The organism is Streptomyces sp. AJS327 (genome assembly GCF_013450295.1).
GTDB lineage: Bacteria > Actinomycetota > Actinomycetes > Streptomycetales > Streptomycetaceae > Streptomyces.
In genome coordinates this window covers 1,959,067-1,985,568 of sequence record NZ_SKBR01000001.1, presented here as the reverse complement: position 1 = coordinate 1,985,568, position 26,502 = coordinate 1,959,067, and the positions used below count along the sequence as shown (strand labels likewise).

Annotated in this window: 25 protein-coding genes and 1 pseudogene; 4 read left to right on the top strand and 22 right to left on the bottom strand. The window is 73.2% G+C overall.

The window, feature by feature from the left end:
- Position 1: 1 nt before the first annotated feature.
- From E0L36_RS07905 to pyrR, 3 genes are all read right to left on the bottom strand, one after another.
- On the bottom strand, positions 2-1,300 hold the full coding sequence (locus tag E0L36_RS07905) for a dihydroorotase (protein ID WP_180928095.1): 1,299 nt from the start codon (positions 1,298-1,300) through the stop codon (positions 2-4).
- Positions 1,300-2,328 (bottom strand): aspartate carbamoyltransferase catalytic subunit, encoded by a 1,029-nt coding sequence (locus E0L36_RS07900; protein ID WP_180928094.1) that lies wholly within the window; start codon positions 2,326-2,328, stop codon positions 1,300-1,302. Before E0L36_RS07900 ends, E0L36_RS07905 begins: the two co-directional genes overlap by 1 nt.
- 235 nt (positions 2,329-2,563) lie before the next feature.
- Positions 2,564-3,190, bottom strand: a complete 627-nt coding sequence (gene pyrR / locus E0L36_RS07895) for a bifunctional pyr operon transcriptional regulator/uracil phosphoribosyltransferase PyrR (RefSeq protein ID WP_180928093.1) — start codon at positions 3,188-3,190, stop codon at positions 2,564-2,566.
- A gap of 299 nt (positions 3,191-3,489) precedes the next feature.
- On the opposite strand from pyrR, the gene bldD reads away from it, so the two are divergent.
- Positions 3,490-3,990 (top strand): transcriptional regulator BldD, encoded by a 501-nt coding sequence (bldD, locus tag E0L36_RS07890; RefSeq protein ID WP_180928092.1) that lies wholly within the window; start codon positions 3,490-3,492, stop codon positions 3,988-3,990.
- Between the two features lie 374 nt (positions 3,991-4,364).
- Here the strand turns inward: bldD and nusB are convergent, their stop codons facing one another.
- The 15 genes and pseudogenes from nusB to rpsD form a co-directional block, all read right to left on the bottom strand.
- Positions 4,365-4,790: a transcription antitermination factor NusB gene (nusB, locus tag E0L36_RS07885; protein WP_180928091.1), complete on the bottom strand. Its 426-nt coding sequence runs from the start codon at positions 4,788-4,790 to the stop codon at positions 4,365-4,367.
- A 2-nt stretch (positions 4,791-4,792) separates the two neighbouring features.
- Positions 4,793-5,359, bottom strand: coding sequence for an elongation factor P (gene efp / locus E0L36_RS07880; protein ID WP_180928090.1), 567 nt, complete (start codon positions 5,357-5,359; stop codon positions 4,793-4,795).
- A 65-nt stretch (positions 5,360-5,424) separates the two neighbouring features.
- The gene (locus tag E0L36_RS07875) at positions 5,425-6,549 is read right to left on the bottom strand and encodes an aminopeptidase P family protein (RefSeq protein WP_180928089.1); all 1,125 of its coding nucleotides are present in this window, start codon (positions 6,547-6,549) and stop codon (positions 5,425-5,427) included.
- Positions 6,550-6,820: 271 nt separating this feature from the next.
- Positions 6,821-7,642 (bottom strand): AAA family ATPase, encoded by an 822-nt coding sequence (locus E0L36_RS07870; protein ID WP_180928088.1) that lies wholly within the window; start codon positions 7,640-7,642, stop codon positions 6,821-6,823.
- Positions 7,643-7,834: 192 nt separating this feature from the next.
- On the bottom strand, positions 7,835-8,278 hold the full coding sequence (gene aroQ / locus E0L36_RS07865; protein WP_180928087.1) for a type II 3-dehydroquinate dehydratase: 444 nt from the start codon (positions 8,276-8,278) through the stop codon (positions 7,835-7,837).
- Positions 8,275-9,405, bottom strand: a complete 1,131-nt coding sequence (gene aroB, locus E0L36_RS07860) for a 3-dehydroquinate synthase (RefSeq protein WP_180928086.1) — start codon at positions 9,403-9,405, stop codon at positions 8,275-8,277. The genes aroQ and aroB overlap by 4 nt, the downstream gene beginning before the upstream one ends.
- Positions 9,402-9,917: a shikimate kinase gene (locus tag E0L36_RS07855; protein ID WP_180928085.1), complete on the bottom strand. Its 516-nt coding sequence runs from the start codon at positions 9,915-9,917 to the stop codon at positions 9,402-9,404. Before E0L36_RS07855 ends, aroB begins: the two co-directional genes overlap by 4 nt.
- Entirely contained in the window at positions 9,914-11,098 is a 1,185-nt protein-coding gene (gene aroC, locus E0L36_RS07850; RefSeq protein WP_180928084.1) for a chorismate synthase, read from the bottom strand. The genes E0L36_RS07855 and aroC overlap by 4 nt, the downstream gene beginning before the upstream one ends.
- A gap of 170 nt (positions 11,099-11,268) precedes the next feature.
- Positions 11,269-12,102 (bottom strand): annotated as a pseudogene (locus E0L36_RS07845) (shikimate dehydrogenase); the annotation flags it as partial.
- Entirely contained in the window at positions 12,102-13,790 is a 1,689-nt protein-coding gene (mltG, locus tag E0L36_RS07840; RefSeq protein WP_180928082.1) for an endolytic transglycosylase MltG, read from the bottom strand. The pseudogene E0L36_RS07845 and the gene mltG, both read right to left, overlap by 1 nt.
- A 128-nt stretch (positions 13,791-13,918) precedes the next feature.
- A complete protein-coding gene (gene ruvX / locus E0L36_RS07835) occupies positions 13,919-14,383 on the bottom strand; it encodes a Holliday junction resolvase RuvX (RefSeq protein ID WP_180928081.1) in 465 nt (154 codons plus the stop codon).
- Entirely contained in the window at positions 14,383-17,055 is a 2,673-nt protein-coding gene (alaS, locus tag E0L36_RS07830; RefSeq protein ID WP_180928080.1) for an alanine--tRNA ligase, read from the bottom strand. Before alaS ends, ruvX begins: the two co-directional genes overlap by 1 nt.
- Complete coding sequence (locus E0L36_RS07825) at positions 17,055-17,378, bottom strand: DUF6167 family protein (RefSeq protein WP_219636126.1); 324 nt, start codon at positions 17,376-17,378, stop codon at positions 17,055-17,057. Before E0L36_RS07825 ends, alaS begins: the two co-directional genes overlap by 1 nt.
- Positions 17,379-17,387: 9 nt before the next feature.
- Positions 17,388-17,822: a DUF948 domain-containing protein gene (locus E0L36_RS07820; RefSeq protein WP_180928078.1), complete on the bottom strand. Its 435-nt coding sequence runs from the start codon at positions 17,820-17,822 to the stop codon at positions 17,388-17,390.
- Positions 17,823-18,110: 288 nt separating this feature from the next.
- Positions 18,111-18,722, bottom strand: a complete 612-nt coding sequence (gene rpsD / locus E0L36_RS07815) for a 30S ribosomal protein S4 (RefSeq protein ID WP_180928076.1) — start codon at positions 18,720-18,722, stop codon at positions 18,111-18,113.
- 184 nt (positions 18,723-18,906) lie between these two features.
- Here rpsD and E0L36_RS07810 point away from each other — a divergent pair, with 184 nt between their 5' ends.
- Complete coding sequence (locus E0L36_RS07810; protein ID WP_258015934.1) at positions 18,907-19,701, top strand: DUF2470 domain-containing protein; 795 nt, start codon at positions 18,907-18,909, stop codon at positions 19,699-19,701.
- A gap of 126 nt (positions 19,702-19,827) precedes the next feature.
- Here the strand turns inward: E0L36_RS07810 and E0L36_RS07805 are convergent, their stop codons facing one another.
- The 4 genes from E0L36_RS07805 to E0L36_RS07790 all read right to left on the bottom strand — a co-directional run bounded on the left by E0L36_RS07805 (position 19,828) and on the right by E0L36_RS07790 (position 23,965).
- Positions 19,828-21,219, bottom strand: a complete 1,392-nt coding sequence (locus E0L36_RS07805) for a replication-associated recombination protein A (protein WP_180928073.1) — start codon at positions 21,217-21,219, stop codon at positions 19,828-19,830.
- Positions 21,220-21,269: 50 nt separating this feature from the next.
- The gene (locus E0L36_RS07800) at positions 21,270-21,905 is read right to left on the bottom strand and encodes a vitamin K epoxide reductase family protein (protein ID WP_180928072.1); all 636 of its coding nucleotides are present in this window, start codon (positions 21,903-21,905) and stop codon (positions 21,270-21,272) included.
- A 68-nt stretch (positions 21,906-21,973) separates the two neighbouring features.
- Complete coding sequence (gene hisS, locus E0L36_RS07795; protein ID WP_180928071.1) at positions 21,974-23,236, bottom strand: histidine--tRNA ligase; 1,263 nt, start codon at positions 23,234-23,236, stop codon at positions 21,974-21,976.
- A 12-nt stretch (positions 23,237-23,248) separates the two neighbouring features.
- Positions 23,249-23,965: an MBL fold metallo-hydrolase gene (locus E0L36_RS07790; RefSeq protein WP_180928069.1), complete on the bottom strand. Its 717-nt coding sequence runs from the start codon at positions 23,963-23,965 to the stop codon at positions 23,249-23,251.
- 227 nt (positions 23,966-24,192) lie between these two features.
- Between E0L36_RS07790 and E0L36_RS07785 the strand changes: the two genes are divergently transcribed.
- A complete protein-coding gene (locus E0L36_RS07785; RefSeq protein ID WP_180928068.1) occupies positions 24,193-25,029 on the top strand; it encodes a peptidylprolyl isomerase in 837 nt (278 codons plus the stop codon).
- Positions 25,030-25,272: 243 nt separating this feature from the next.
- A complete protein-coding gene (locus E0L36_RS07780; protein ID WP_180928067.1) occupies positions 25,273-26,502 on the top strand; it encodes a DUF349 domain-containing protein in 1,230 nt (409 codons plus the stop codon).

The window sequence follows — 26,502 nt, the reverse complement described above, 5'->3', positions numbered from 1 at the left end:
TTCACGCCAGCTTCCCGTCCACAACCGTCGGGCGGCCCCGCAGGAAGGTGTGCGTCACGCGTCCCGGCAGCTCATAGCCCTGGTACGGGGTGTTCCTGCTGCGCGAGGCGAAACCGGCGGGGTCCACCTGCCCACGGTAAGCGGAATCCACCAGTACCAGATTGGCGGGCTCCCCCGGTTCCACCGGGCGGCCGTGCCCACCGGGGCCCGCCAGACCGCCGATCTCCGCGGGGCGGTGCGACATCCGGGCGGCAACCTGGCTCCAGTCCAGCAGCCCGGTCTCGACCATGGTGTGCTGTACGACACTCAGCGCGGTCTCCAGGCCGAGCATCCCCATGGCCGCCGCGCCCCACTCGCAGTCCTTGTCCTCGTGCGGGTGCGGGGCGTGGTCGGTGGCGACGCAGTCGATGGTGCCGTCGGCCAGCGCCTCGCGGAGCGCCAGCACGTCGGCCTCGGTCCGCAGCGGCGGGTTCACCTTGAAGACCGGGTCGTAGCTGCGCACCAGTTCGTCGGTGAGCAGCAGATGGTGCGGGGTCACCTCGGCGGTGACGCTCCAGCCCTTGGACTTCGCCCAGCGGACGATCTCCACCGAGCCCGCCGTGGAGAGGTGGCAGACGTGCAGCCGGGAGCCGACGTGCGCGGCGAGCAGCACGTCCCGCGCGATGATCGACTCCTCGGCCACCGCGGGCCAGCCGCCGAGCCCCAGCTCGGCGGAGACCAGGCCCTCGTTCATCTGGGCGCCCTCGGTGAGCCGGGGCTCCTGCGCGTGCTGGGCGATGACGCCGTCGAAGGCCTTGACGTACTCCAGGGCCCGCCGCATGATCACCGCGTCGTCGACGCACTTGCCGTCGTCCGAGAAGACCCGCACCCCGGCCGCGGACTCGTGCATCGCGCCGAGTTCGGCGAGCTGGCGCCCCTCCAGGCCCACGGTGACGGCGCCGATCGGACGCACGTCACAGTGGCCCGCCTCCCGCCCGAGCCGCCATACCTGCTCGACCACGCCCGCGGTGTCCGCCACCGGGAAGGTGTTGGCCATGGCGTGGACGGCGGTGAAGCCGCCCCTGGCCGCCGCGCGGGTGCCGGTCAGCACCGTCTCGGAGTCCTCCCGGCCGGGCTCCCGCAGGTGGGTGTGGAGATCCACCAGCCCGGGCAGCAGGATCGCCCCGTCCGCCTCCAGCACGGTGGCTCCGCCCGCGTCGAGCCCGCTGCCGACCTCCGCGATGGTCTCCCCGTCGATCCGTACGTCCCGGGGCTCACCGCCGAGCACCTTCGCGCCGCGAATCAGGGTCTGGGCATTCATCAGTCGTTCTCCTCGGTGGCGGGAGTGGCGGGAGTGGCGGGGTTGGCCGGGGTGGCCGGGGCCGGGGCGCCGCCGGTGGCGACCGCCGGGGAGGCGCCGCCCAGCAGCAGGTAGAGCACGGCCATCCGGATGCTGACACCGTTCGTCACCTGTTCCACGGCGGTGCAGCGGGGCGAGTCGGCGACCTCCGCGGTGATCTCCATGCCCCGGTTCATCGGGCCGGGGTGCATCACCACGGCGTGCTCGGGCATCCGGGCCATCCGCTCGCCGTCCAGCCCGTAGCGGCGGGCGTACTCGCGCTCGGTGGGGAAGAACGCGTCGCGCATCCGCTCCCGCTGGACCCGCAGCATCATCACGGCGTCGGAGGTGTCCAGTACGGGGTCGAGCGCGTAGCTCACCTCGCACGGCCAGCTCTCCACCCCCACCGGGACGAGCGTCGGCGGCGCCACCAGGGTGACCTGGGCGCCGAGTGTGCTGAGCAGGTGGACGTTGGAGCGCGCCACCCGGCTGTGCAGGATGTCACCGACGACGGTGACGCGGCGGCCCGACAGGTCCCGCCCCTCGGCGCCGGAGCCCACCAGGCGGCGGCGCATGGTGAACGCGTCCAGCAGCGCCTGCGTCGGATGCTCGTGGGTGCCGTCCCCGGCGTTCACCACGCTGCCGCCGATCCAGCCGGAGGTGGCCAGGCGGTGCGGGGCGCCGGACTCGCCGTGCCGGATCACGACCGCGTCGGCGCCCATCGCCTCCAGGGTCAGCGCGGTGTCCTTGAGCGACTCGCCCTTGGAGACGGACGAGCCCTTGGCGGAGAAGTTGATGACGTCGGCCGACAGGCGCTTGCTCGCGGCCTCGAAGGAGATCCGGGTACGGGTCGAGTCCTCGAAGAAGAGGTTGACGATGGTGCGTCCGCGCAGCGTCGGCAGTTTCTTGACCGGCCGGTCGGCGAGCCGGGCCATCTCCTCCGCTGTGTCGAGGATCAGGACGGCGTCGTCTCGGGACAGCTCGCCGGCCGAGGTGAGGTGGCGCTTCATCTGTGCTGGCTCCGTGGGTGGGCGGAAGGGCGGTCGCTGACGGCGGGCGCGCGGCGCCGCTCCCCGCGTGGCCGTCCGGTCCGGATCGGACGAGCTGGTTCCGGAGGGATCGGACCGGATGCCGGCAGATCGGGCTGGAGGTGGCCGAACGGGGAGGAGCCGGGCGCGCGGGGCAGCGTGCGGCGGCGCCAGGGTCGGGCGCGCGCCGGGACGGAGGGACGGGGGCGGAGACGCGCTACCGCGACGCGGGATCGGCCGCGTCGTCAGCGGGGGCGTCCGCCCGGGATCCGAGTAGCACGCCGTCCCGGCCGTCCTCCTCGGTGAGCTGGACCCTGACGGTCTCCCGCAGCGAGGTCGGCAGGTTCTTGCCGACGTAGTCGGCCCGGATGGGCAGTTCGCGGTGGCCACGGTCAACCAGCACGGCGAGCTGCACGGCCCGGGGCCGCCCGATGTCGCCGAGCGCGTCCAGCGCCGCCCGGATGGTGCGGCCGGAGAACAGCACGTCGTCGACGAGGATGACGAGCCGCCCGTCCACGCCCTGGGCGGGGATCTCGGTGCGCGCCAGCGCCCGGGCGGGGCGGAGCCGCAGGTCGTCGCGGTACATGGTGATGTCGAGCGAGCCCCAGGGGATCTCGCGTCCGGTGATCTGGGCCAGCTTCGCGGCCAGCCGGGCCGCGAGGGAGACGCCGCGGGTCGGGATGCCGAGCAGCACCACGTCCTCGGCGCCCTTGGCGCGCTCGACGATCTCGTGGGCGATGCGGGTGAGGACCCGCGCGATGTCCGGTGCCTCCAGCACGGGCCGGGCCGGGCCGGGGCGCGCGGCGTCGTCGCCGCGCGGCGTGCCACCCTCGGGGTGCGTCACGGTGTGGACCTCCTTCCCCGCCTCACGGGACGGGTCTTAAAGGACGTCTGGTACGTCATGTGTGGTGTGTGCCGTCCGGCGCCGGGGGTGTCCGGCACGGTTCGCGGCGTGCGGGCGATCCGGGAGGATCGACCGGTCTGCCGGAAGACGGCGGGTCTGTCAGCCGACAACCGTATCAGCACCCCCGAGCGGCCCCACTCGTCCCCCCGCTGGCCGCACTCCGGGCCGTTCAGCTTGACGGCGCACATTACGCTGCGTAACCTCACAGTGAGTTACGAAGCCTTCGTCCGGGGAGCCACATGTCCAGCGAATACGCCAAACAGCTCGGAGCCAAGCTCCGCGCCATCCGTACCCAGCAGGGCCTCTCACTCCACGGCGTCGAGGAGAAGTCGCAGGGCCGGTGGAAGGCCGTCGTCGTCGGTTCGTACGAGCGCGGCGACCGCGCCGTGACCGTGCAGCGCCTCGCCGAACTGGCGGACTTCTACGGCGTTCCCGTGCAGGAACTGCTGCCGGGCACCACCCCGGGCGGGGCGGCGGAGCCGCCGCCGAAGCTCGTTCTCGACCTGGAGCGACTGGCCCACATGCCCGCCGAGAAGGCCGGACCGCTCCAGCGGTACGCGGCCACCATCCAGTCGCAGCGCGGCGACTACAACGGCAAGGTCCTCTCCATCCGCCAGGATGACCTGCGCACCCTCGCCGTGATCTACGACCAGTCCCCCTCGGTCCTCACCGAGCAGCTGATCAGCTGGGGCGTGCTGGACGCGGACGCCCGTCGCGCGGTGTCCCACGAGGACGCCTGAGCGGGACCGACCCGCCTGGCCAGCCCGTCGGCACCACCGCCGGGCACCGGGAACGCGCCGCCGTCGCGGGACGGGAGGACATGGGGAGCGCCCCATCCCTCCCGTCAGCGGCGGCTTTTCGTGTGCCCGGGCCGCCCACGGAACCGGCCGGTGGCGGGTCCCGGAACACCGGGAACGCGAGGAAACGCCGGGGAACGCCGGGGAACGCTGCGAACACGAGTCGCGGCGGGGGCGGCGGCCTCCTCCTCCCCTCCCCCCCGGCGGGACCCGGCGGCGCGTACGCCACCCGGATCCCCCGGGGTCACCCACCGCTTCCGTCGGGCCGCGTGCGGCGGCCGACGGCGGCGGCCGACGGGCCACGCCACCACGGACGGTCAGCGGCGCAGGCTCGGCTTGAGGCTCTGGAAACGGCCGAGCAGTCCGTTGATGAAGGCCGGGGACTCGTCCGTGGAGAACTCCCGGGCCAGCTGGATCGCCTCGTCGATCACGACCGCCTCCGGGGTGTCCTCGCCCCAGACCAGCTCGTAGGCGCCCAGCCGCAGGATGCAGCGGTCGACGGCGGGCATCCGGTCGAGGGTCCAGCCGACCGAGTAGGTACCGATCAGCTCGTCGATCCGGGTGGCACGCTCGGCGTACCCCTCGATCAACTGGACGGTGAACTCGCCGACGGGGGGCTGTCTCGGGTCCGTCAGCGCGTGCTGGATCCACTCCTCCAGGACGACGGCGGGGGTCGTGCCCCGCTGATCCGCCTCGAAGATGATCTGGAAGGCCCGTTTCCGTGCCTTGCTGCGTGCCGCCACGGTTAGCCGTTCACCCGGCCGAGGTACTCGCCGGAGCGGGTGTCGACCTTGATCTTCTCACCGGTGGTGATGAAGAGCGGTACCTGGATCTCGTAGTTCGTCTCCAGGGTGGCGGGCTTGGAGCCGCCGGTGGAGCGGTCGCCCTGCACTCCCGGCTCGGTGTGCTGGATCGTCAGCTCGACGGCCGCGGGCAGCTCGACGGAGAGCACCTCGCCCTCGTACATCGCCACCGTGGCGTCGAAGCCCTCGACCAGGTAGTTCGCGGGGTCACCCACGGTCTTCCGGTCGACGTGGAGCTGGTCGTAGGTCTCCATGTCCATGAAGACGAAGTATTCCCCGTCCATGTACGAGAACTGCATGTCGCGTCGGTCCACCGTGGCCGTTTCGACCTTGGTACCCGCGTTGAACGTCTTGTCGACGGTCTTGCCGGAGAGGACGTTCTTCAGCTTGGTGCGCACAAAGGCGGGGCCCTTACCGGGCTTGACGTGCTGGAACTCGACTACGGACCAGAGCTGGCCGCCGTCGAGCTTGAGCACCATGCCGTTCTTGAGGTCGTTCGTGGATGCCACGGTCGCGGAATCTCCTGAAACTGCTGCTGCGGAGACCAGGGCCCCTCCCCGAAGACCGGCAGCGGCTAGAGGGCGAGGAGCTCCTTGGTCGTGATGGTGAGTAGCTCGGGTCCGCCGTCCGCGAGGGAGCGGACGACGAGCGTGTCATCGATCCGGACTCCGCCCCGTCCCGCGAGTTGCACTCCCGGTTCGACGGTGACCGGCACACGAGCGTCAAGTTTACCCATGGCCGCAGGTGACAGCCGAGGGTCCTCACGGATTTCCAGCCCGACCCCGTGCCCCGTCTCCACGTCGGCCGACTCCTGGTACCCCGCGCTCTCCAGCACCTGCCGGGCGGCGCGGTCCACCGCGCGGCACTCGGCGCCCGGGCTCAGCGCCTCCCGTCCGGCCCGCTGAGCGGCGAAGACCAGGTCGTACAGCTCGATCTGCCAGTCGTCCGGCGCGGTGCCGATGACGAAGGTGCGGCCGACCTGGCAGCGGTACCCCTGGTAGCTGGCGCCGAGACAGACCGACAGGAAGTCGCCCTCCTCCACCCTGCGGTCGGTCGGCCGGTGTCCGGCGACGCCCGAGTTGCGGCCGGTGGCGACCGAGGTCGGGAAGGCGGGCCCCTCGGCGCCGTGGTCGATCAGCCGCCGCTCCAGCTCCAGCGCGAGGTGCCGTTCGGTCCGTCCGACGAGGATCGACTCCAGCAGCTCGCCGAGCGCCTGGTCGGTGATCTCGGCGGCGATCCGCAGCGCGCCGATCTCCTCCTCGTCCTTCACCACCCGCTGCTGTTCCACCGCGAGCCCGAGACCGGTCAGCGAGGGGCCGACGGAGGCGGCCGCCCGGTACCGGGCCACCGTCAGATGGTGTTCCTCGACCGCGAGCAGCCGGGCCCCGTCGCGGCCCGCCAGGTCCGCGCCGGCCACGGCGGCGTCCCCGTCCGGCCCGGGCAGCCACACCGAGCGGAGCGTCTCGTCGCCCGGCGGTCCGTCCTGCGGCGCGGGCCCGTTGAGCGGCGGTGGGACGAAGAGGGTGTCCCGGCCGTCCGGCCCCAGCAGCAGGGCCGCGCCGCACGCGGTACTGCCGCTCAGATAGCGGACGTTGGCCGGGCGGGAGAGCAGTACGGCGTCGGCCGGGCCGCCGTCGGACGCGTTCGCCGCGCAGCGCTCTCGCAACCGAGTGCGGCGGGCCACGTGCACCTCGGACATATGGCGAGGGTACGGAGCGGCACCCGGCACGGCCGGGTGGGCTGAGCCGTTCGGGGGATGCCGCCGGAAGCCGTCCGGTACACACCGGGAACCGCCCTCCGGGGGCCGGCCACCCATCGCCACGCTCCGGTACGGTCCGTGGCCGCCGGGGTCCGGGCCGCCGGGGGCACGGCGCGACGCGGCGGCTGGGGTCAGCGGTGGGCTGGCGGTGGGGGTTCGGGCCCCGGGGGTTCGGCGGGGCCCGCGGGGCGTCACCCTCGGGCCGAGTGGATCACCAGGCCGGTGGGCTGGCCAGGCTGCGGGCGACCACGTCGTCCAGCATGCGGGCGGTACGGGCCACGTCCTGCCGGGAGTTGTCGATGATCGGCAGCCCGGAGCCGTACCAGCCGGCCATCCGGCCGTGGATGTGCGCGACCTCCTCGTCGCTCAGCCGCCGGTTGCCGGAGCGTTCCGCGTTCCGCTCCAGCACGACGTCCAGCCCGGGCAGCAGCACCACCGGGATCAGGCCGGGGCCGACGTGCCGCTTCCAGCCCCCGAGCCCGACCGCCGGACGGTCCGGGAAGACCGCGTCGTCGACGATGCAGGAGATGCCGTTGGCGAGGAAGTTCCGCGCGGCGAAGCCGCAGGTGCGGCGGGCCAGCCGGTACTGGGCCTCGGAGTGCTCGTTCCAGCCGCCACGGGGGTCGGCGAAGCCCGACCTGACCCACTCCCGCACGTCGTCCAGGCTGAGGCTGGCGGTGGGGACCGCGCGGCGGTCGGCCCAGTGCCGGGCGACGGTGGTCTTCCCGGCACCCGCCGGGCCGATCAGCAGGACCGCCACCGCGGCGCGGGTGGCGTCGAGTTGGGCGGGCGCGGCGTCCGGCGCGGGCACCTGCACGGGCGCTCCGGTCGGCAGCCGGATGTGGCCGGTGCTCTCCGTTCCGGCCGGGGCCGTGCCCAGGGGGGTGGTGGTCTCCGAGGGGGCGGGGCGCTGCTGCGCGGGCGGCTGGTGGAGCGGGCCGGACCCGGCGTGCGGGGGCTGGGGTGGCGGACTGTGGTGCGGGCCGAAGGGGGGGATGGGCTGTTGCGCCCCGTAATGCTGGTAATGCTGCATCCCGGTCCCCACTCCGTCGGTGTGTGAGGGCGCGTCACGCGCCGTTGTGTTTCCGCGTACCGTCCAGCTCGGTGGTCCGTACCCGCAGAACGGTACCTCGCCGGGACGGGGCCGGGTACGCGCCTCCCGCCCTTCCGCCACCGCCCCCGGCGGCCGCGGGGCAGGTCGGGGGCGGGGCGGGGTGGCGGGCGGTCAGGAGGTGGCGAGGCGTTCGGCGACGGCCCGCAGCGCGAGCTCGTAACCGCCGATGCCGAAGCCCGCGATGGTGCCGCTGGCGACGGCGGCCACCACCGAGGTGTGCCGGAACTCCTCGCGCGCGTACGGGTTGGAGAGGTGCACCTCGATCAGCGGGGCGGTGCGCTGGGCGGCGGCGTCCCGCAGTCCGTAGGAGTAGTGGGTGAAGGCACCGGGGTTGAGGACCACCGGGAGCGCGCCGTCGGCGGCCTCGTGCAGCCAGCGGATCAGCTCGCCCTCGTCGTTGGTCTCCCGCACCTCCGCCTGGTAGCCCAGTTCCCCTGCGACCGTGGCGCACCGCTCGACCAGCCCGGCGTACGAGGTACTGCCGTAGACCTCGGGCTCCCGGGAGCCGAGACGGCCCAGGTTGGGGCCGTTCAGCACCAGGATCCGGGGGGTCACGCGGCGATCTCCGCGTGCGCGGCGAGGAGCATCGCCGGGTCCGGCCCCTCCAGCAGCGCGGGCCGTCCGATGCCCTCCAGCACGACGAAGCGCAGCAGGTCACCGCGGGACTTCTTGTCCACCTTCATGGTTTCCAGCAGCCGCGGCCACTGGTCGCCCCGGTAGGTCACGGGCAGGCCGACGGCCTCCAGTACCCGGCGGTGGCGGGCGGCGGTGGCCTCGTCCAGCCGCCCGGCGATCCGGCCGAGTTCGGCGGCGAACACCATGCCGACGGAGACGGCGGCGCCGTGCCGCCAGTTGTACCGCTCGTTCTTCTCGATGGCGTGCGCCAGGGTGTGACCGTAGTTGAGGACCTCCCGCGGCCCGGCCTCCTTCAGATCGCCGGAGACCACGTCGGCCTTGACGCGGATGGAGCGTTCGATCAGCTCGGCGGTGTGCGGACCGGCCGGGGTGCGCGCGCCCTCCGGGTCACCCTCGATGAGGTCGAGGATCGCCGGGTCGGCGATGAAGCCCGCCTTGATCACCTCGGCGAGGCCGCTGACGTAGTCGTGGGTGCCGAGGGAGTCCAGCGCGGCGAGGTCGCAGAGCACCCCGGCGGGCGGGTGGAAGGCGCCGACCAGGTTCTTGCCCTCGGCGGTGTTGATGCCGGTCTTGCCGCCGACCGCCGCGTCCACCATGCCCAGGACGGTGGTGGGCACGGCGATCCAGCGGACGCCCCGCAGCCAGCTGGCGGCCACGAAGCCCGCGACGTCGGTGACCGCGCCGCCGCCCACCCCGACCAGGACGTCGGTGCGGGTGAATCCGGTCTGCCCGAGCGCCTTCCAGCAGTACGCCGCGACCTCGGCGGTCTTGGCCTCCTCACCGTTCGGCAGCTGGACGGTGATGGCCTCGTACCCCTGGGCCGCGAGGTCCTCCCGCAGCACCTCACCGGTATCGGCCAGCGCCTCCGGGTGGAGCACGGCGACGCGCTGGGCCTCCGGGCCGACCAGGCCAGCCAGCTCGCCGAGGAGGCGGCGGCCGACGAGCACCTCGTACGGCTCGGTGCCCGCGGTGCCCGCCACGGGGATCCGGGTGACGGCGGTGGCGGGGGCCGTCGGCTGCGGGGTGTCCGGGGTGTTGTTGCTCATGTGTGCTTCAGCTCCAGGGCTTCCAGGATCTCCTCGGCCACCTCGCCGGGGGTGCGGTCCTCGGTGTTCACGATGTGCCGGGCGACTTCGGCGTACAGCGGGCGGCGCTCCTCCATCAGCGCGCGCCACTGCTGCCGCGGGTTGATCATGAGCAGGGGGCGGGGGGCGTCCAGCCCGACCCGCCGCACGGCCTCGGCCACGCCCATCTCCAGGAAGACGACCGGGTGTCCGGCCAGCAGACGGCGGGTCTCGGCCGCGAGGACGGCGCCACCACCCAGCGCGAGCACGCCGGTGTGCTCGGCCAGCGCGGCGCGGACCGCCTCCCGCTCCAGCTCACGGAAGTGGGGCTCGCCCTCGTCGAGGAAGATCTCGGAGACGGGCTTCCCGGCGCGCTCCACGACGTCCGCGTCGGTGTCGCGCACGGGCAGTCCGAGCCGGGTGGCCAGCTCCCCCGCGACGGTCGTCTTGCCCGAGCCCATGGGCCCGACGAGGATGACGGCCGGTCCGGTCACCGGATCTCCAGGTGGTCGAGGTAGCCCCGGACGTTCCGCCGGGTCTCGGTGACGCTGTCGCCACCGAACTTCTCCGCCACCGCGTCCGCGAGGACCAGCGCCACCATGGCCTCGGCCACGATCCCGGCGGCCGGTACCGCGCACACGTCCGAGCGCTGGTGGTGCGCCTGGGCGGGTTCACCGGTCGTCACGTCGACGGTGGCCAGGGCGCGGGGCACGGTCGCGATGGGCTTCATCGCCGCGCGGACCCGCAGCGTCCCGCCGGTGGACAGGCCACCCTCGGTCCCGCCGGAGCGGCCGGTGACGCGGGTGATGCCGTCCTCCCCGGGCACGATCTCGTCGTGCGCCTGGGAGCCGGGGACCCGGGCCAGCTCGAAGCCGTCGCCCAGCTCGACGCCCTTGATGGCCTGGATGCCCATGAGGGCGGCGGCCAGCCGCGCGTCCAGCCGCCGGTCCCAGTGCACGTGTGAGCCGAGGCCGACGGGGACGCCGTGCGCCACCACCTCGACGACGCCGCCCAGGGTGTCACCGTCCTTGTGGGCTTGGTCGATCTCGGCGACCATCGCCGCGCTCGCCTCCCGGTCCAGGCAGCGCACCGGGTCGGCGTCCAGCCGCTCCACGTCGGAGGGGAGCGGAACCACGCCCCGCGGTGCCCGGGCCCCGGCCAACTCCACGACGTGCGAGACCAGTTCGATCCCGGCGGTCTCCCGCAGGAACGCGCGGGCCACCGCGCCCAGCGCGACCCGCGCGGCGGTCTCCCGCGCTGACGCCCGCTCCAGCACCGGCCGGGCCTCGTCGAAGCCGTACTTCTGCATCCCGGCGAGGTCCGCGTGCCCGGGCCGGGGGCGGGTCAGCGGGGCGTTCCGGGCGAGCGTGGCCAGTTCGGCCGGGTCGACCGGGTCCGCCGCCATCACCCGCTCCCACTTGGGCCACTCGGTGTTGCCCACCATGACGGCCACCGGGGAGCCCAGCGTCAGGCCGTGCCGCACGCCACCGAGGAAGGTGACCTCGTCCCGCTCGAACTTCATCCGGGCACCGCGGCCGTAGCCGAGCCGCCGCCGCGCCAGTTCGTCGGCCACCCCCTCGGTGGTGACCGGCACCCCGGCGGGCAGCCCCTCCAGCGTCGCCACCAGTGCGGGGCCGTGCGACTCCCCCGCCGTCAGCCAGCGCAACCTGCTCAACGGTGCTCCTCGTGCTCGCGGTTCTCGCCGTTCCGGGGGTCCTGGCCGCGCTCCCCGCGGCCGTCCCGCCCAGCGCCGCGCACGCCCGTGCGCGGATCCGTCCCGATCCTGTCATGCCCGCTCCGCGGCTCGGGCTCCCGTCCGCCGACCGGACGGGAGACGGGGGCCGTCCGGGGGGCCAGCGCGGCCTCCCCCGCCTTGCGCATCGCGGCCAGCGGGGCCGGGGACCGGCCGGTCATCGCCTCGACCTGGAGGACGGCCTGGTGCACGAGCAGGTCGAGCCCGCCGAGCAGCGCGCCGTCCCGGGCCGCCCAGGCCGAGCCCAGCGGGGTCGGCCAGGGGTCGTAGACCACGTCGAAGAGGGTGCCCAACGGCCGCCCCGCGGCGGGGACATGGTGGGCCAGGGCGTCGGTGGCGCCCGCGGGGGTGGTGGAGATGACCAACGGCGCGCGGAGCCCGTCCGCCGCCTCCTCCCAGGGGGCGGTGCGCACCGGGACGCCCAGCCGCTCACCCCAGCCCCGCATCTGCGCGGCCCGCTCCGGGCCGCGCACGTACACCGTGACCTCGGGGACCCGCATGCGCGCCAGCGCGGCGAGCGCCGAGGAGGCGGTGGCGCCCGCGCCGAGGACGGAGGCGCCCGGAACCCGGGTGACGCCGCGCTCCCGCAGGGCGGCCACCAGACCGGGGATGTCCGTGTTGTCACCGCGCCACCGGCCGGGGCCAGCGGGCAGCACGGTGTTGACGGTGTCGACCGAGGCCGCGGCAGGGCTGACCGAGTCGAGCAGCGGGATGATCGCCCGCTTCAGCGGCATGGTGATCGAGAGCCCGGCCCAGCCGGTTCCGAGCCCGCCGAGGAAGTGCTCCAGGTCCGCCTCGGTCACGTCGAAGCGGTCGTACGTCCACTCCCGCAGCCCCAGTTCCTCGTACGCGGCGCGATGGAGAACCGGTGAGAGGGAGTGTGTGATGGGAGAGCCGAGAACCGCGGCGCGCCGTGGGCCTGACATCAGCCGCCCTGCTCCTTCTTCTTGCGCTGTTCCTCGTTGAAGTCCCGCACGTGGCGCTCGTGTTCGGCGTGGGTCTCGCTGAAGCGGGTGTCGCCCGGCTTGACCGTCACGAAGTAGAGCCAGTCCCCCTTGGTGGGTTTCAGCGCCGCCTCTATCGCCTGGTGCCCGGGGTTCGCGATCGGCCCGGGCGGGAGCCCGCGGTGCAGGTAGGTGTTGTACGGCGAGTCCAGCCGGGTGTCCTCGACGGAGGTGTCCAGTGAGGAGCGGCCGAGCGCGTAGTTGATCGTCGAGTCGAAGCCGAGCGTCATGTCCTGCTTGAGCCTGTTGTAGATGACGCGGGAGACCTTGCCGAACTCGTCGTCCTCCTGCGCCTCCGCCTGGATCAGGGAGGCGATGGCGATGACCTCCCCGGGCGTCTTCCCGGCCGCCTTGGCCTTCGCGGTGAGGTCGGTTCTGGCGTGCTCCGACTTGGCGCGCTTGACCATCTGCCGCAGTACGTCGCGCGGGGTGCTCTTCTCCCCCACGCTGTACTTCGACGGGAAGAGCAGCCCCTCCGGCTTGCCCTTGGCCCAGGCCGGAAGGCCCAGGTCCGCCGTCCTCGCCGCCTTCTTCGTCGACCCCTTCGGGACGTCGAGCTTCTTGTCGACCAGCGAGTAGATCTTGCTCGCTCGCAGGCCCTCCGCGACGATCAGGCTGTTCTGGCTGGACGGGTCCAGCATCAGGTCGATGGCGGCGCTGGCCGACATGCCCTTGCGCAGGGAGTAGGTGCCCGCGTGGATGCTGAGCGCCTTGTCGTTCCCGGCCGCCGCGTCGACGAAGGCACGGCCGCTCTTGATCACCCCGGCGCGCTCCAGCGCGCCGCCCATGTCGGACTGGGAGGCGCCCTGCGGGATCTCCACCTGCACCTCGCCCGAGCCCTTGCCCTCGTAGTCGGGGGCTGGCCCGAAACGCTCGGTGTAGAACTGGTACCCGTAGTAGCCGGCGGTGCCCAGTCCGCCGGTGAGGACGACCGCGACGGCCAGGCAGGCGCAGCCACCACGGCGTTTGCCGCCGCGCTTCCGCCCGGAGCGGCGGCCGGGGTTCTCCCCGTCCCCGCCGTCGTCCTCGTCCCCTTCGGTCCCGGCATCGTCCCGCTCGGCGAAGAAGGCGTGCTCGCCCCGGTCCGGTCCGGGGTCCCAGCCGGTCTCCGGGTCGGGGCCCGTGGGGTCCTGCCAGCCGTGGTCCGGCGCGGGTCTCTCGGCGTAGCCCTGCGGGCCGGGCCCCGGGTGGCCCTGCCCGGCCGCGTACCGCTGGTCCTGGCCGGGGTAGCCCTGCTGCTGCCCGGGGTAACCGGTGAACTCCTGCTCCCGGTAGTCCTGGTAGCCGGCCTGCCGCGCGCCGGCGGCGTACGGATCGGCGACGTTCCCGGCCGCGTAGGGGTCGTGGGCCACCTGTCCGGTGGCCCCGTCCCAGCCGCCGTACGGCTGCTGCTGGTGAGGGGGCTGCTGGGCGTGGTGGGGGTGGGGGTGCTGCGGGTAGTACTGCTGGTCCGGGTAGCCCCCGTGCTGCCCGCCCTGGTCCGCGTAGGGGTCCGAGGTGGCCCAGCCCTGCTGGTATCCGGACGGCTCGCCGTTCCACTGCCGGTCCCCGTAGAGCGGGTCGTCAGGGTGCCACGGTTGGGAGCCGGGTCCCCGGCCGTACTCAGTCATCGATCCCCTAGTGCCGCGCGGGCGGCGGCCGGAGGTGCGCCCCGCGGGCGCGTGCACAGTCGCTGTGCGGTGGACGGAAATCGTCCGCTTCCGGCTGCCGTTGCGCGCGGCACGTTACCGCATCGCGATCAGACAACCACTTCGACGCATTCCCCCGGGGCCGCTCCCGAGGTGCGCTCGGTCTCCAGCGCGTTCTGGAGAATCACGACGGCGGCGGCCTGATCGACCCGCGAACGGCCCTTCTTGGCGCTGACGCCGGACTCCCGCATCGACCGGGCGGCGGTGACCGTCGTCATCCGCTCGTCGACCAGCCGCACCGGAGTCGGTGTGATCTTCCTCGCCACCCGCTCCGCGACGGCACGGACCTTGGCCGCCGCGGGCCCCTCGCCCCCGTTCAGGGAACGCGGGAGCCCCACGACGACCTCCAACGGCTCGTACTCCGCGACGAGATCGGTGAGCCGCCGCAGCGCCGCGGCGGCGTCCCGTCCCGGCACGGTCTCGACGGGGGTGGCCAGCAGCCCGTCCGGATCGCTGCTGGCCACGCCGATCCGGACGTCGCCCACGTCGAGGGCGAGGCGCCGACCCCGCCGCATCAGGCCGCGCCGCTCTCCGCGACCAGCCGCTCCACGGCGGCGATCGCGTCGTCCACGGCCTCCGGGTTCTGACCGCCGCCCTGCGCGATGTCGGGCTTGCCACCGCCCCCGCCACCCAGCGTCTTGGCCGCCGCGCGCACCAGGTCCCCGGCGCGCAGGCCCTGTTCACGCGCCGCGTCGTTGGTGGCGATCACGGTCAGCGGGCGGCCGTTGACCACCGCGAACAGCGCGACCACGGCGGCCTGGCCACCGAGCCGCTGCCGGACGTCGAGCACCAGGGTGCGCAGGTCGTCGGCGGCGGTGCCGTCCGGCACCCGGGCGACGGCCAGCGACACCCCGCGCACGTCCCGCGCCCCGGCGGCGATCCCGGCCGCGGCCTGGAGCACCTTCTCCGACCGGAAGCGCTCGATCTCCTTCTCCGCCTCCTTGAGCTTGCCGAGCATCCCCGAGACCCGCTCCGGCAGTTCCTCGGGGCGCCCCTTCAGCAGCTCGGTGAGCTGGGAGACGACGGTGTGCTCGCGGGCCAGGAACTCGTACGCGTCCATCCCGACCAGCGCCTCGACACGGCGCACGCCCGAGCCGATGGACGACTCCCCGAGCAGCTTCACCAGGCCGAGCTGCGCGGTGTTGCGCACGTGGGTGCCGCCACACAGCTCCTTGGAGAAGTCGCCGATGGTGACCACCCGGACGGTGTCCCCGTACTTCTCGCCGAACTCGGCCAGCGCGCCCTGCTTCTTGGCCTCGTCGATGCCCATGTACTCGGCGCTCACGTCGAGTTCGCGGCCCAGCACCTCGTTGATGCGCTGTTCCACGTCGGTGAGCACGGTGCCCGGCACGGCCGTGGGCGAGCCGAAGTCGAACCGGAACCTGCCGGGCGCGTTCTCCGAACCCGCCTGCGCGGCCGTGGGGCCGAGCGCGTCCCGCAGCGCCTGGTGGGTGAGGTGGGTCGCGCTGTGCGCCCGGGCGATGGAGCGGCGCCGCGCGACGTCGATCCGGGCGTACCCGGCGGCGCCGACGGTGACCTCCCCGACCTGCACGACGCCCTTGTGCACGCTGACGCCGGGCACCGGCTGCTGCACGTCCCGGACCTCGACCACGGCGCCGGAGTCCAGCTTGATCCGCCCGGTGTCGGCCAGCTGCCCGCCGCCCTCGGCGTAGAAGGGGGTGCGGTCGAGGACGACCTCGACCTCGTCGCCCTCACGGGCGGCGGGCGAGGCGACGCCGTCGACGAGCAGCCCGACGACGCTGGTCTCGTTCTCGGTGCCCGCGTACCCGGTGAAGGTGGTGGCGCCACCGCGGTCCGCGATCTCCCGGTAGGCGCTGAGGTCGGCGTGCCCGGTCTTCTTCGACCGGGCGTCGGCCTTGGCCCGCTCCCGCTGCTCCTTCATCAGCCGCCGGAAGCCCGGCTCGTCCACCGAGAGACCCTGCTCGGCGGCCATCTCCAGGGTGAGGTCGATGGGGAAGCCCCAGGTGTCGTGGAGCAGGAACGCCTTGTCCCCGGCGAGCACGGTGGAGCCCCCCGACTTGGTCTCCGAGACGGCGGTGTCCAGGATGTTGGTACCGGCGCGGAGCGTCTTGAGGAAGGCCGCCTCCTCGGCCAGGGCCACCGCCTCGATCCGGCCGCGGTCCGTCTCCAACTCCGGGTACTGCGGGGACATCACGCGGATCACCGTGTCGGTGAGGGCTCCGACGGTGGGCCCGGTGGAGCCGAGGATGCGCATGTTGCGGATGGCCCGGCGCATGATGCGGCGCAGCACGTAGCCGCGGCCCTCGTTGCCGGGGGTGACGCCGTCCCCGATGAGCATCACGGCGGTGCGGATGTGGTCGGCCACCACCCGGAGGGAGACGTCGCTGCCCTCGGCGGCGCCGTACGCGACGCCGCTCAGCTCACCGGCCTTGTCGATCAGCGCCCGGGTGGTGTCGATCTCGTACATGTTCGGCACGCCCTGGAGGACCATCGCCAGCCGCTCCAGGCCGAGGCCGGTGTCGATGTTCTGGCTGGGCAGTTCGCCGAGGATCTCGAAGTCGGTCTTGCTGGTGCCCTCGCCGCGCGCGTACTCCATGAAGACGAGGTTCCACAGCTCGACGTACCGCTCGTCGTTGACGGCGGGGCCGCCCTCGGGGCCGAACTCGGGGCCGCGGTCGTAGTTGATCTCGGAGCAGGGTCCGCAGGGGCCCGGAACCCCCATCGACCAGTAGTTCTCCTCCATGCCGAGCCGCTGGAGCCGCTCGGCGGGGAAGCCGACGACGTCCCGCCAGATGCGCTCGGCCTCCGGGTCCTGTTCGTAGACGGTGACCCAGACGCGCTCGGGGTCGAGGCCGTAGCCGCCGTCCTCCTGGGGGGTGGTCATCAGCTCCCAGGCGAGCTTGATGGCCCCCTCCTTGAAGTAGTCGCCGAAGGAGAAGTTGCCGCACATCTGGAAGAAGGTGCCGTGCCGGGTGGTCTTGCCGACCTCCTCGATGTCCGGCGTGCGCACGCACTTCTGCACGCTGGCCGCCCGCGCGTACGGCGGGGTGGCCTCCCCGAGGAAGTACGGCTTGAAGGGGACCATGCCCGCGGGGACCAGCAGCAGCGTCGGATCGTCCGCGATCAGCGATGCCGACGGCACGGGCGTGTGCCCCCGCTCCTCGAAGAAGCGCAGCCAGCGGCGGCGGATTTCAGCCGACTTCATCAGTGGTCCTCTTTCGGGTCGTGGGTGCGGTGGTTGGGCGCGATCGGCGTGGGCCGCCGGGACGGCGGCGCCAGCCGCGGCGGCTCCGGCTCGGCCGGTTCGCGCAGCCCCAGCGCGTCCTGCAACTCCCCCTCGCGCTGGGCCATTCCGGCCCGGACGTCCAGCGCGAAGTCCCGCAGCCGGTGACCGGTGTCGACGGCCTTGTCCGCGGCGCGCACCGCGAGGGCGTCGGGGGCGAGTTCGCGCAGCCTGCGCTGGACCTTGGTCACGGCCCAGACTCCGGTGGCTGCGCCGGTGGTGAACCAGAACGCACGGCGGAACATCGGTGCTGATCAGCCCTTTCGACGGCTCCCCCCGCGGCGGGCGCGGGGGAGGGTGCGGCCGGGGACCACTCGGCTCGGGGCCCGGCCCGGCTCCTTCTCCGACCGGCGGCTGAGCGCGCGGCGCACGCCGTAACCGAAGGCGGCGACCTTGACGAGCGGGCCCCCGAAAGTGGTCGAGACGGTGGAGGACAGCGCGGACGCGTTGGAGGTGACCTCCTGGACGTCCGTCGCGATGGCGTCGACGCGGTTCAGCTGGGTCTGCGCGGACCGGACGGTGGCGGACGCCTCACCGAGCAGCGGAACGGCCTGCTCCGTCACTCCGGACACCAGCTTGGTCGCCGCCTTGAGCGCCTGCGCGAGCCTCACCAGCACCACGGCGAGGAACGACACGAGAATCGCCCAGAACACGGCCACCAGGAGGCCGGCTACCTCTCCACCGGACACGCGGCACCGCTTCCCTCGGTCGTCATGGAAGTCATTCGGGTTCTCAGGGGTCGTACGGGATGTACGGGTCGAGCTGGCCGCCGCCCGGCCGACGAGCCGGTGCGGGGCAGGCACCGACCTTATCGCGCCGGACCCGCCGCACCCCACCGAGATCTCGCGCCGCCAGCGGCGACGGCCCACGCGGCGTCGGCCGTGCCCGGAGACACCTCGGCCCGCCCGGCGTCCGGCACGGCGGTGTGCCGTGCGGCGCGGGGCGGGCCGGTGGCCGTGGGGAGCGGCCCCCGCGGCTCAGCGCGCGTAGTACTCGACGACCAGCTGCTCGTCGCAGACGACGGGGATCTCCTTGCGGTTCGGCTCCCGGTCGAGGCGGAACGCCAGCGCCTCCAGGTTGACCTCCAGGTAGCGCGGTACCTCGCCGTCCAGCGCGTAACCGCCCTCGCGGGCCACCTGGAAGGGGTGCTTGGACCGGCTGCGCTCGCGGACGGCGACGACGTCCTCCGGACGGAGTCGGTAGGAGGGCTTGTCGACCTTGCGGCCGTTGACCGCGATGTGGCCGTGCACGACCATCTGACGCGCCTGGTAGATGGTGCGCGCGAGCCCGGAGCGGAGCACCAGGGCGTCCAGCCGCCGCTCCAGTTCGACCACCAGCGCCTCGCCGGTCTTCTCGCCGGTCTTCCGGGCCCGCTCGTAGGCGCGGGCCATCTGGCGCTCGCTGATGTCGTACTGGGCGCGCAGCCGCTGCTTCTCCAGCAGCCGCACTTTGTAGTCGCTGCTCTGCTTGCGGCCCCGGCCGTGCTGTCCCGGCGGGTACGGGCGCTGCTCGAAGTACTTGACGGCCTTCGGAGTCAGCGCGATGCCGAGCGCGCGCGACTTCTTGACCTTGGGACGCGACTGGTTCACGTTGAACGGACCTCCATGTAAGTTAGGTGAGCCTTACCTTAACTGAGGAGGACGCATGTTTCGACCTGGGAATCCCCTGCCCGGTACGTGTACGACGGAGGACCAGCCGCGTCCCATGGAAGCCGCCCGGCGCCCGACCGGCGCCGAACGGGTACGAACCCTCGTTCAGTCCAGCGTATCCGCGATGCTGACCATTCCCGGCGCCGATCCGGCGGAGCCCCCGAAGCTCCCGGGCCCCGGAAACCCCGGGACGTCCGGGACGGAACCGGAGCGCCGGAGGCGCCGGGAGGGCCGCCCACGGCGGGAGCACGGCCTCGGCGCCCCCGCCGCGCGGACCGTGACCCCCGAGGGCGACATCGTCCTGCTGCTCCCCTCCGCCTGCCGGGCGGCCCGAGCCCTCGCGCACACCCGCGCCGAGGAGACGCCCGTGGTGATGGAACTCACCGACGTGGCGCCCGTCGCCGTACCGCAGCGGATCCGGGGACGGGCCTGGGTCGCGGGCTGGCTCACCCCGCCGCGCGGCGCCGAGCACACCCGCTGCGCCCGGCTGCTCGCCGCCGCCCACCCCGAGGCGCCCGCCTCCGGACCCGGCTGGACACTCGCCCGGCTTGAGGTGGGCGAGGCACGGGTGGACGACCTGTGGGGCGCCGAGCCCGTCGAGCCGGACGACTTCGCCGCCGCCCTCCCCGACCCGCTGGCCCCGCACGAGACCGAACTGCTCCAGCACCTCGCCACCGCCCACGCCCCGCAACTCCGGCGGCTCGGCGCCCTGCTGGCGAACCGCACCACCCGGGCGGACCGGGCCACGGCCGCGCGCGGGGACGTGGTACCGCTCGCCCTCGACCGGTACGGGCTGCGGCTGCGCGCCCACCAGCACGGCCGGTGCGCCGACGCGCGGTTCGACTTCCGGCGGCCCATCGACCACCTCCCCGAGCTGCGGCGGGAGATGCGGGCCCTCTTCGAGGCCGCCGGGGACTGACGGCGCCCCCACCCGGCGACCGCCACGACCGTCGAACCCCAGGGCACTCGGAACCCTCGGAGCGCTCGGAGACCGCGGAGCCCTCAACGCTCGGGCTCCCGGGCCCGGAGCCCGGCCTTCCGGACCTCAGCCCTCCCGGGACTCCGGCCGGACCGGCCGCTCCCCGGCGGGCTCCCCCGCGAGCCGCGCGCGGACCCGTTCGGCCACGTCCGCGTACCGCGCCTCGGCGCCGTACCGCGTCGGCTCGTAGTACCGCTTGCCGTGCACGCCGTCCGGCGCGTACTGCTGGGCGGCGATACCGCCGGGCAGATCGTGCGGGTACTGGTAGCCGGCGCCGTGCCCGAGCTTCCGCGCGCCCTGGTAGTGGCTGTCGCGCAGGTGCGCGGGGACCGGCCCGGCCAGGCCCGCCCGGACGTCGGCGAGGGCGGCGTCGACCGCCTTGTACGCGGCGTTCGACTTGGGGGCGAGCGCCAGCGCCACCACGGCCTGCGCCAGCGTGATCCGGGCCTCCGGGAAGCCGATCATCGCCACCGCCTGCGCGGCGGCGACCGTGGTCTGGAGCGCGGTGGGGTCGGCCATGCCGACGTCCTCGCTGGCGGAGATCATCAGCCGCCGGGCGATGAACCGCGGGTCCTCCCCCGCGTCCACCATCCGCGCCAGGTAGTGCAACGCCGCGTCGACGTCCGAACCGCGGATGGACTTGATCAGCGCGCTGGCGATGTCGTAGTGCTGGTCGCCGTCCCGGTCGTAAGCGACGGCGGCGCGGTCGACGGCCTCCTCCAGGGTGGCCAGCGAGATCTCCCCCTCCCCCTTGGCCAGCGCCGACCCGGCGCCCGCCTCCAGCGCGGTGAGCGCCCGGCGGCCGTCGCCCCCGGCCACCCGCAGCAGATGCGCCTCGGACTCCGTGGGCAGCGTGACCTGGCCGCCCAGCCCGCGCTCCTCCCGCACCGCGCGCCGGACGAGACCGCGAACGTCCTCGTCGGTCAGCGACTCCAGCGTGAGCAGCAGGGATCGGGAGAGCAGCGGGGAGATCACGGAGAAGTACGGATTCTCGGTGGTGGCCGCGATCAGCGTGACCCACCGGTTCTCCACCGCCGGGAGCAGCGAGTCCTGCTGGGCCTTGCTGAAGCGGTGGATCTCGTCGAGGAAGAGGACGGTGTCCTTGCCGTACGCGCCGGTGGAGCGGCGGGCGCTGTCGATGACCGCGCGCACCTCCTTGACCCCGGCGGTGATCGCGGACAGTTCGACGAACCGCTTGTCGGTGGCCTGACTGACGACGTACGCGAGGGTGGTCTTGCCGGTGCCGGGCGGACCCCAGAGCAGCACCGACGAGGGGCCCGCCGGACCGCCGGCCCCCTCCCCCACCAGGCGGCGCAGCGGGGAGCCGGGGCGCAGCAGGTGCTGCTGGCCGACTACCTCGTCCAGGCTGCGCGGGCGCATCCGGACGGCGAGTGGGCTCGCGGCCGGGTCCTTCTCCTGACGGTCCTCGGCGGCGGCGGTAAACAGGTCGGGCTCCACGCCGAAACCCTAAGCCACCTCACTGACGGGCGGCCCGGAGCGGGCCGCGCTCAGCTGGTCCAGAAGTCCCACCAGCGCGTCAGGATCAGGATCCCGATCAGGCCGATGTGCAGGACCGGCAGCACCCACGGGAACTCGCCGAGGAAGTCCCGGGCGACGGTGGGCGCGGGCAGGAAGCCGTGGCGCACGTTGTGTGCCGTGAGGTACCAGAACATGACGATGGTGGCCGCCCAGGCGAGGCAGCACCAGAGGCAGAGCGAGCCGATCTCGTACAGCGACTGGTACATCAGCCAGGTGCAGAAGCCGACGCCGAACAGGGCACCCGCGTTGAAGGTCAGCCAGTACCAGCGGGGCAGCCGGACTCGCGTGAGCAGGGTCACCCCGACGGCCACGACGATCGGGTAGGCGACCAGGCCCATCAGCGGGTTGGGGAAGCCGAAGGCGGTGGCCTGGTCGCTCTCCATGATGTTGTTGCAGGAGACGATCGGGTTGAGGCTGCACGCCGAGGAGAACTCGGGGTTCTCCGCCAGTTTGAGCTTGTCCAGGGTGATGACCCAGGCGGCGAGCGCCCCGGCGGCGCCGGTGACGATCAGCATCCACGCGAAGGCCAGGCTCGTGCCGACGGCACCGCCCGGGCCGCCGTCAGCCGCCTCGCGCGTTCCGTCCCGGGGTGCCGTCGTCGTCATCACGCCTTGCCGTCCCTATCGCTCGGTCGTTGCCGGTGCCGCCTCATTGTGCACCACCGGCCCGGCCGTCAACCCAGCTTCGCGCGCACTTCGGTCACCGCTCCGTCGAGCGGGACCGGGGTCTGCTCGCCCGTCCCGAGATCCTTCAACTGGGCGACGCCGTCGGCGAGATCCCGCTCGCCGAGGATCAGGGCGTAGCGGGCGCCGGAGCGGTTGGCGGACTTCATGGCGTTCTTCAGGCCCTTGCCGCCGTAGGCGAGGTCCGCCGCGACGCCCTCCCTCCGCAGCGCTGTGACCACGCCGAACAGCACCTCGCGGGCCTCCTCGCCGACCGGCACCGCGAACACGCCGGTCCCGTCGGGCACCTCGGTACCGACGCCCTCGGCCTCCAGCGCGAGCACCGTGCGGTCCACGCCCAGCGCCCAGCCGACCGAGGGCAGCGCGGGGCCGCCGAGCATCTCGGAGAGCCCGTCGTACCGGCCGCCGCCGCCGATGGCGGACTGCGAGCCGAGCCCGTCGTGGACGAACTCGAAAGTGGTACGCGTGTAGTAGTCGAGTCCCCGGACGAGTCGGGGGTCGTCCTCGTAGACCACCCCGGCGGCGTCCAGCAGCGACCGCACCCGCCGGTGGTACGCGGCGCACTCCGCGCACAGGTGGTCGCGCATCAGCGGGGCTCCGGTCAGCTGCCGCCGCACGCTCTCGCGTTTGTCGTCGAGGACCCGAAGGGGGTTGATCTCGACCCGGGCGCGGGTGTCCTCGTCGAGGTCGAGCCCGCGGAGGAACTCCTGGAGGGTGGCCCGGTAGCCGGGGCGGCAGGCGCGGTCACCGAGCGAGTTGAGCAGCAGCCGGAAGTCCCGCAGGCCCAGCGCGCGGTAGGCGTCGGCCGCCAGAATGATCAACTCGGCGTCCAGCGCCGGGTCCTCGGAGCCGATGGCCTCCGCTCCGACCTGTGAGAAGTGCCGGTACCTGCCCTTCTGCTGCCGCTCGTAGCGGTAGTAAGAGCCGGAGTACCAGAGCTTCACGGGCAGGTTGCCGCCCTTGTGCAGGTTGGCCTCCAGCGCCGCGCGCAGGACCGAGGCGGTGCCCTCGGGGCGCAGGGCGAGTTCGTCGCCGCCCTTGGTGGTGAGCGTGTACATCTCCTTGGTCACGATGTCGGTCGACTCGCCGACGCCGCGCGCGAAGAGCTCCACGCTCTCGAATCCGGGGGTCTCGATGTAGCCGTATCCCGCGCGGCGCAGCGGGGCGGAGAGCCCCTCGCGTACGGCGAGGAAGGCCGCGGAGCGCGGCGGGATCAGGTCGTAGGTGCCCTTGGGGGCCTGGAAGGTGCTCACGGAGACGTCTCGTCACAATCCTCGTCGCGGGGCGGCGCCGGTTCCGCCGCCCGGGCCGCCGGCGGCCACCTCCCGCAGGAACGGGTTGGTGGAGCGCTCGCGGCCGATGGTGGTCTGGGGGCCGTGCCCGGCCAGCACCACGGTCTCGTCCTCCAGTGGCAGGCACACGCGGGCCAGCGACCGCAGGATCTCGGCGTGGTCGCCGCCGGGCAGGTCGGTGCGTCCGACGGAGCCGGCGAACAGCAGGTCGCCCGAGAACAGGACCGGGGGTACGTCGGCCTGTTCGGGCGTCCGGAAGGTCACCGACCCCTTGGTATGGCCCGGGGCGTGTGCCACGCCGAACTCCATCCCGGCCAGTTCGAGGCGCGCGCCGTCGGTGAGTTCGGCCACGTCGTCCGGTTCGCCGACGGTCAGCTCGCCCATCAACTGCTGCCCGATCGTCCGGCCGAGGGCCTTCTCGGGGTCGCTCATCATGAACCGGTCGTCCGGGTGGATCCAGGCCGGTACGCCGTGCGCCCCGCAGACGGGGACGACGGACGCGACGTGGTCGATGTGGCCGTGGGTGAGGATCACCGCGACCGGCTTCAGCCGGTGCTTGGCCAGGGTCTCCTCGACGCCCTGGGTGGCCTGGTGGCCCGGGTCGATGATCACGCACTCTTCGCCTGCGGCCGGGGCGACCAGGTAACAGTTGGTCCCCCAGGCCCCGGCGGGGAACCCGGCAACGAGCACGATCGTCCTTCTGTCGTCGTCTCAGCGGTGGATGGCCCTGCCCGTGGATCCGGCGGATCCGCGGGCCTGTGGATCAGGCAGGTCACAGCCTAACGGCGGGGGTCACGGCACCGCGAACCCGTATACGGTACGGGCCGGGCGCACCGGAGACGGCCGGAGCGGATCAGCTCCGGCCACCGGCCGCCCGAACCGTCCCCGACACACGCACGGCCCGAAGGAGTCGAACCGTGGTCAGCAGTGAGCAGCGGAGGAAACAGCTCGCCAAGGAGAAGTACCTCCGGCAGCAGGAGCGCCGGGCGGCGGCCAGGCGCCGGGCCCGTCTCCGCAACAGCGGTATCGCCTGCGGGGTGGCGCTCGTCCTCGCGGCGGGTGGCGCCTACGCCTACTCCGGCGGCCTCAACGGTGACGAGGAGGACGACGCGGCGGAGAACGCCGCCGCCGAGCAGGAGCCCAGCAAGGCCCCGGACCCCTGTGACAAGCCCGGCGAGGGCAAGCCGAAGGGCGGGCAGTGGAAGAAGGAGCCCGCGATGTCGATCGACCGCTCCGCTGACTACGCCATGTCGCTGGACACCACGTGCGGTGACATCGAGATCGACCTGGACGCCGCGAAGGCGCCGCACACCGTGAACTCCTTCAACTTCCTGGCCGGGAAGGGGTACTTCGACCGCACCCGCTGTCACCGTCTGGTGGACAGCTCCATCCACGTCCTCCAGTGCGGCGATCCGCAGGGAACCGGAGCGGGTGGCCCCGGGTACACCATCCCGGACGAGAACCTCAAGTCGAAGAAGATCAAGGGCAACACCTACCCGGCGGGCACCGTCGCGATGGCCAACCAGTACGACCCGCAGAGCAAGAAGGGCAAGAACTCCGGGGGCAGCCAGTTCTTCCTGGTCTTCAAGGACAGCCAACTCCCGCCCTACTACACGCCGTTCGGCAAGATCACCAAGGGGATGGACACGCTGGAGAAGATCGCCGGAGCGGGCACCGCGATGGGCCCGCAGGGCCCGACCGAGGCGCCCAACGCGACGGTCGTGATCAAGAAGGCGGAGGTCGGCACCTCCTGACCCCGCCAGCCCCCGAATTCCGACCGCGCGGAGTGCGGACAGCGCAGCCCGGGTTCGCTTATGTTGGCGTTGTGTAGGGTGCCTGCGCCGACAGCCAGAGTGTTCCCCACCGGTCCCGCCGTCCGTGCGAGCGGCCGGTTCCGCCGGGCGGACGGAAACCCCCGGCTGCTGTCGGCCGGACGACAACTGTGGACGATGCCGGGGGCACCTGCCCCCTCGTAGGCGTCATGTGGAGGAGGCGGCGTGAGCAGCGACCCGTGGGGCCGCGTCGACGAGGCGGGGACTGTGTACGTGCGGACTGCGGACGGCGAGCAGGTCGTCGGCTCGTGGCAGGCGGGCTCGCCGGAGGAGGCCCTCGCCTACTTCAAGCGCAAGTACGAGGGGCTGGTCGTCGAGATCGGGCTCCTGGAGAGGCGGGTGCGGACCACCGACCTGTCGGCCAAGGACGCCACGACGGCGATCGAGCACCTGCGGGAGCAGGTGGACGCGCACCACGCCGTGGGCGATCTCGACGCCCTGCGGCGCCGTCTCGACACGCTGCTGGCCAGCGTCGAGGAGCGCCGCCAGGAGCGGAAGGCGCGGAAGGCGGAAGCGGCGGAGGAGTCCCGGCGGGCCAAGGAGGAACTGGTCGCCGAGGCCGAGGAGCTGGCCCAGAGCGAGCAGTGGCGGGCGGCCGGGGAGCGGCTGCGCGCCCTCGTCGACACCTGGAAGGGGCTGCCGCGCCTCGACCGCAAGTCCGACGACGAGCTGTGGCACCGCTTCTCCCACGCCCGTTCCGCCTTCTCGAAGCGGCGCAAGGCGCACTTCGCCCGGCTCGACGCGCAGCGCGAGGAGGCGAGGCAGCGCAAGGAGAAGCTGGTCTCCGAGGCGGAGGCGCTGTCCGACTCCCGGGACTGGGGGCCGACGGCCGCCAAGTACCGCGAGCTGATGCAGGACTGGAAGGCCGCGGGCCGCGCCCAGCGGGAACACGAGGACGACCTGTGGCGCCGCTTCCGGGCCGCGCAGGACGTCTTCTTCCAGGCCCGCAGCGCGGTCTTCGCCGAGCGCGACAGCGAGCAGCGCGAGAACCTCACCGTGAAGGAGGAGCTGGCGACCGAGGCCGAGCGGCTGCTGCCGATCACCGACCTCAGGTCGGCCCGCACCGCCTTCCGCGCGCTCAACGAGCGCTGGGACGCGGTGGGTCACGTGCCGCGCGACGCCCGCCCGAAGGTGGAGGGGCGGATGCAGGCGGTGGAGCGGGCGATCCAGGAGGCCGAGGAGACCGAGTGGCGCCGCAGCAACCCGGAGGCCCGCGCCCGCGCCGCCGGTCTGACGGGCCAGCTACAGGACGCCGTGGACCGGCTCCGGAGCGATATCGAGAAGGCCCGGGAGGCGGGTAACACCGCCAAGGCGGACAAGCTGGAGAAGGAACTGGCCGGCCGGCAGATGCTGCTGGACCAGGCGATGAAGGGGCTGGAGGAGTTCGGCGGCTGA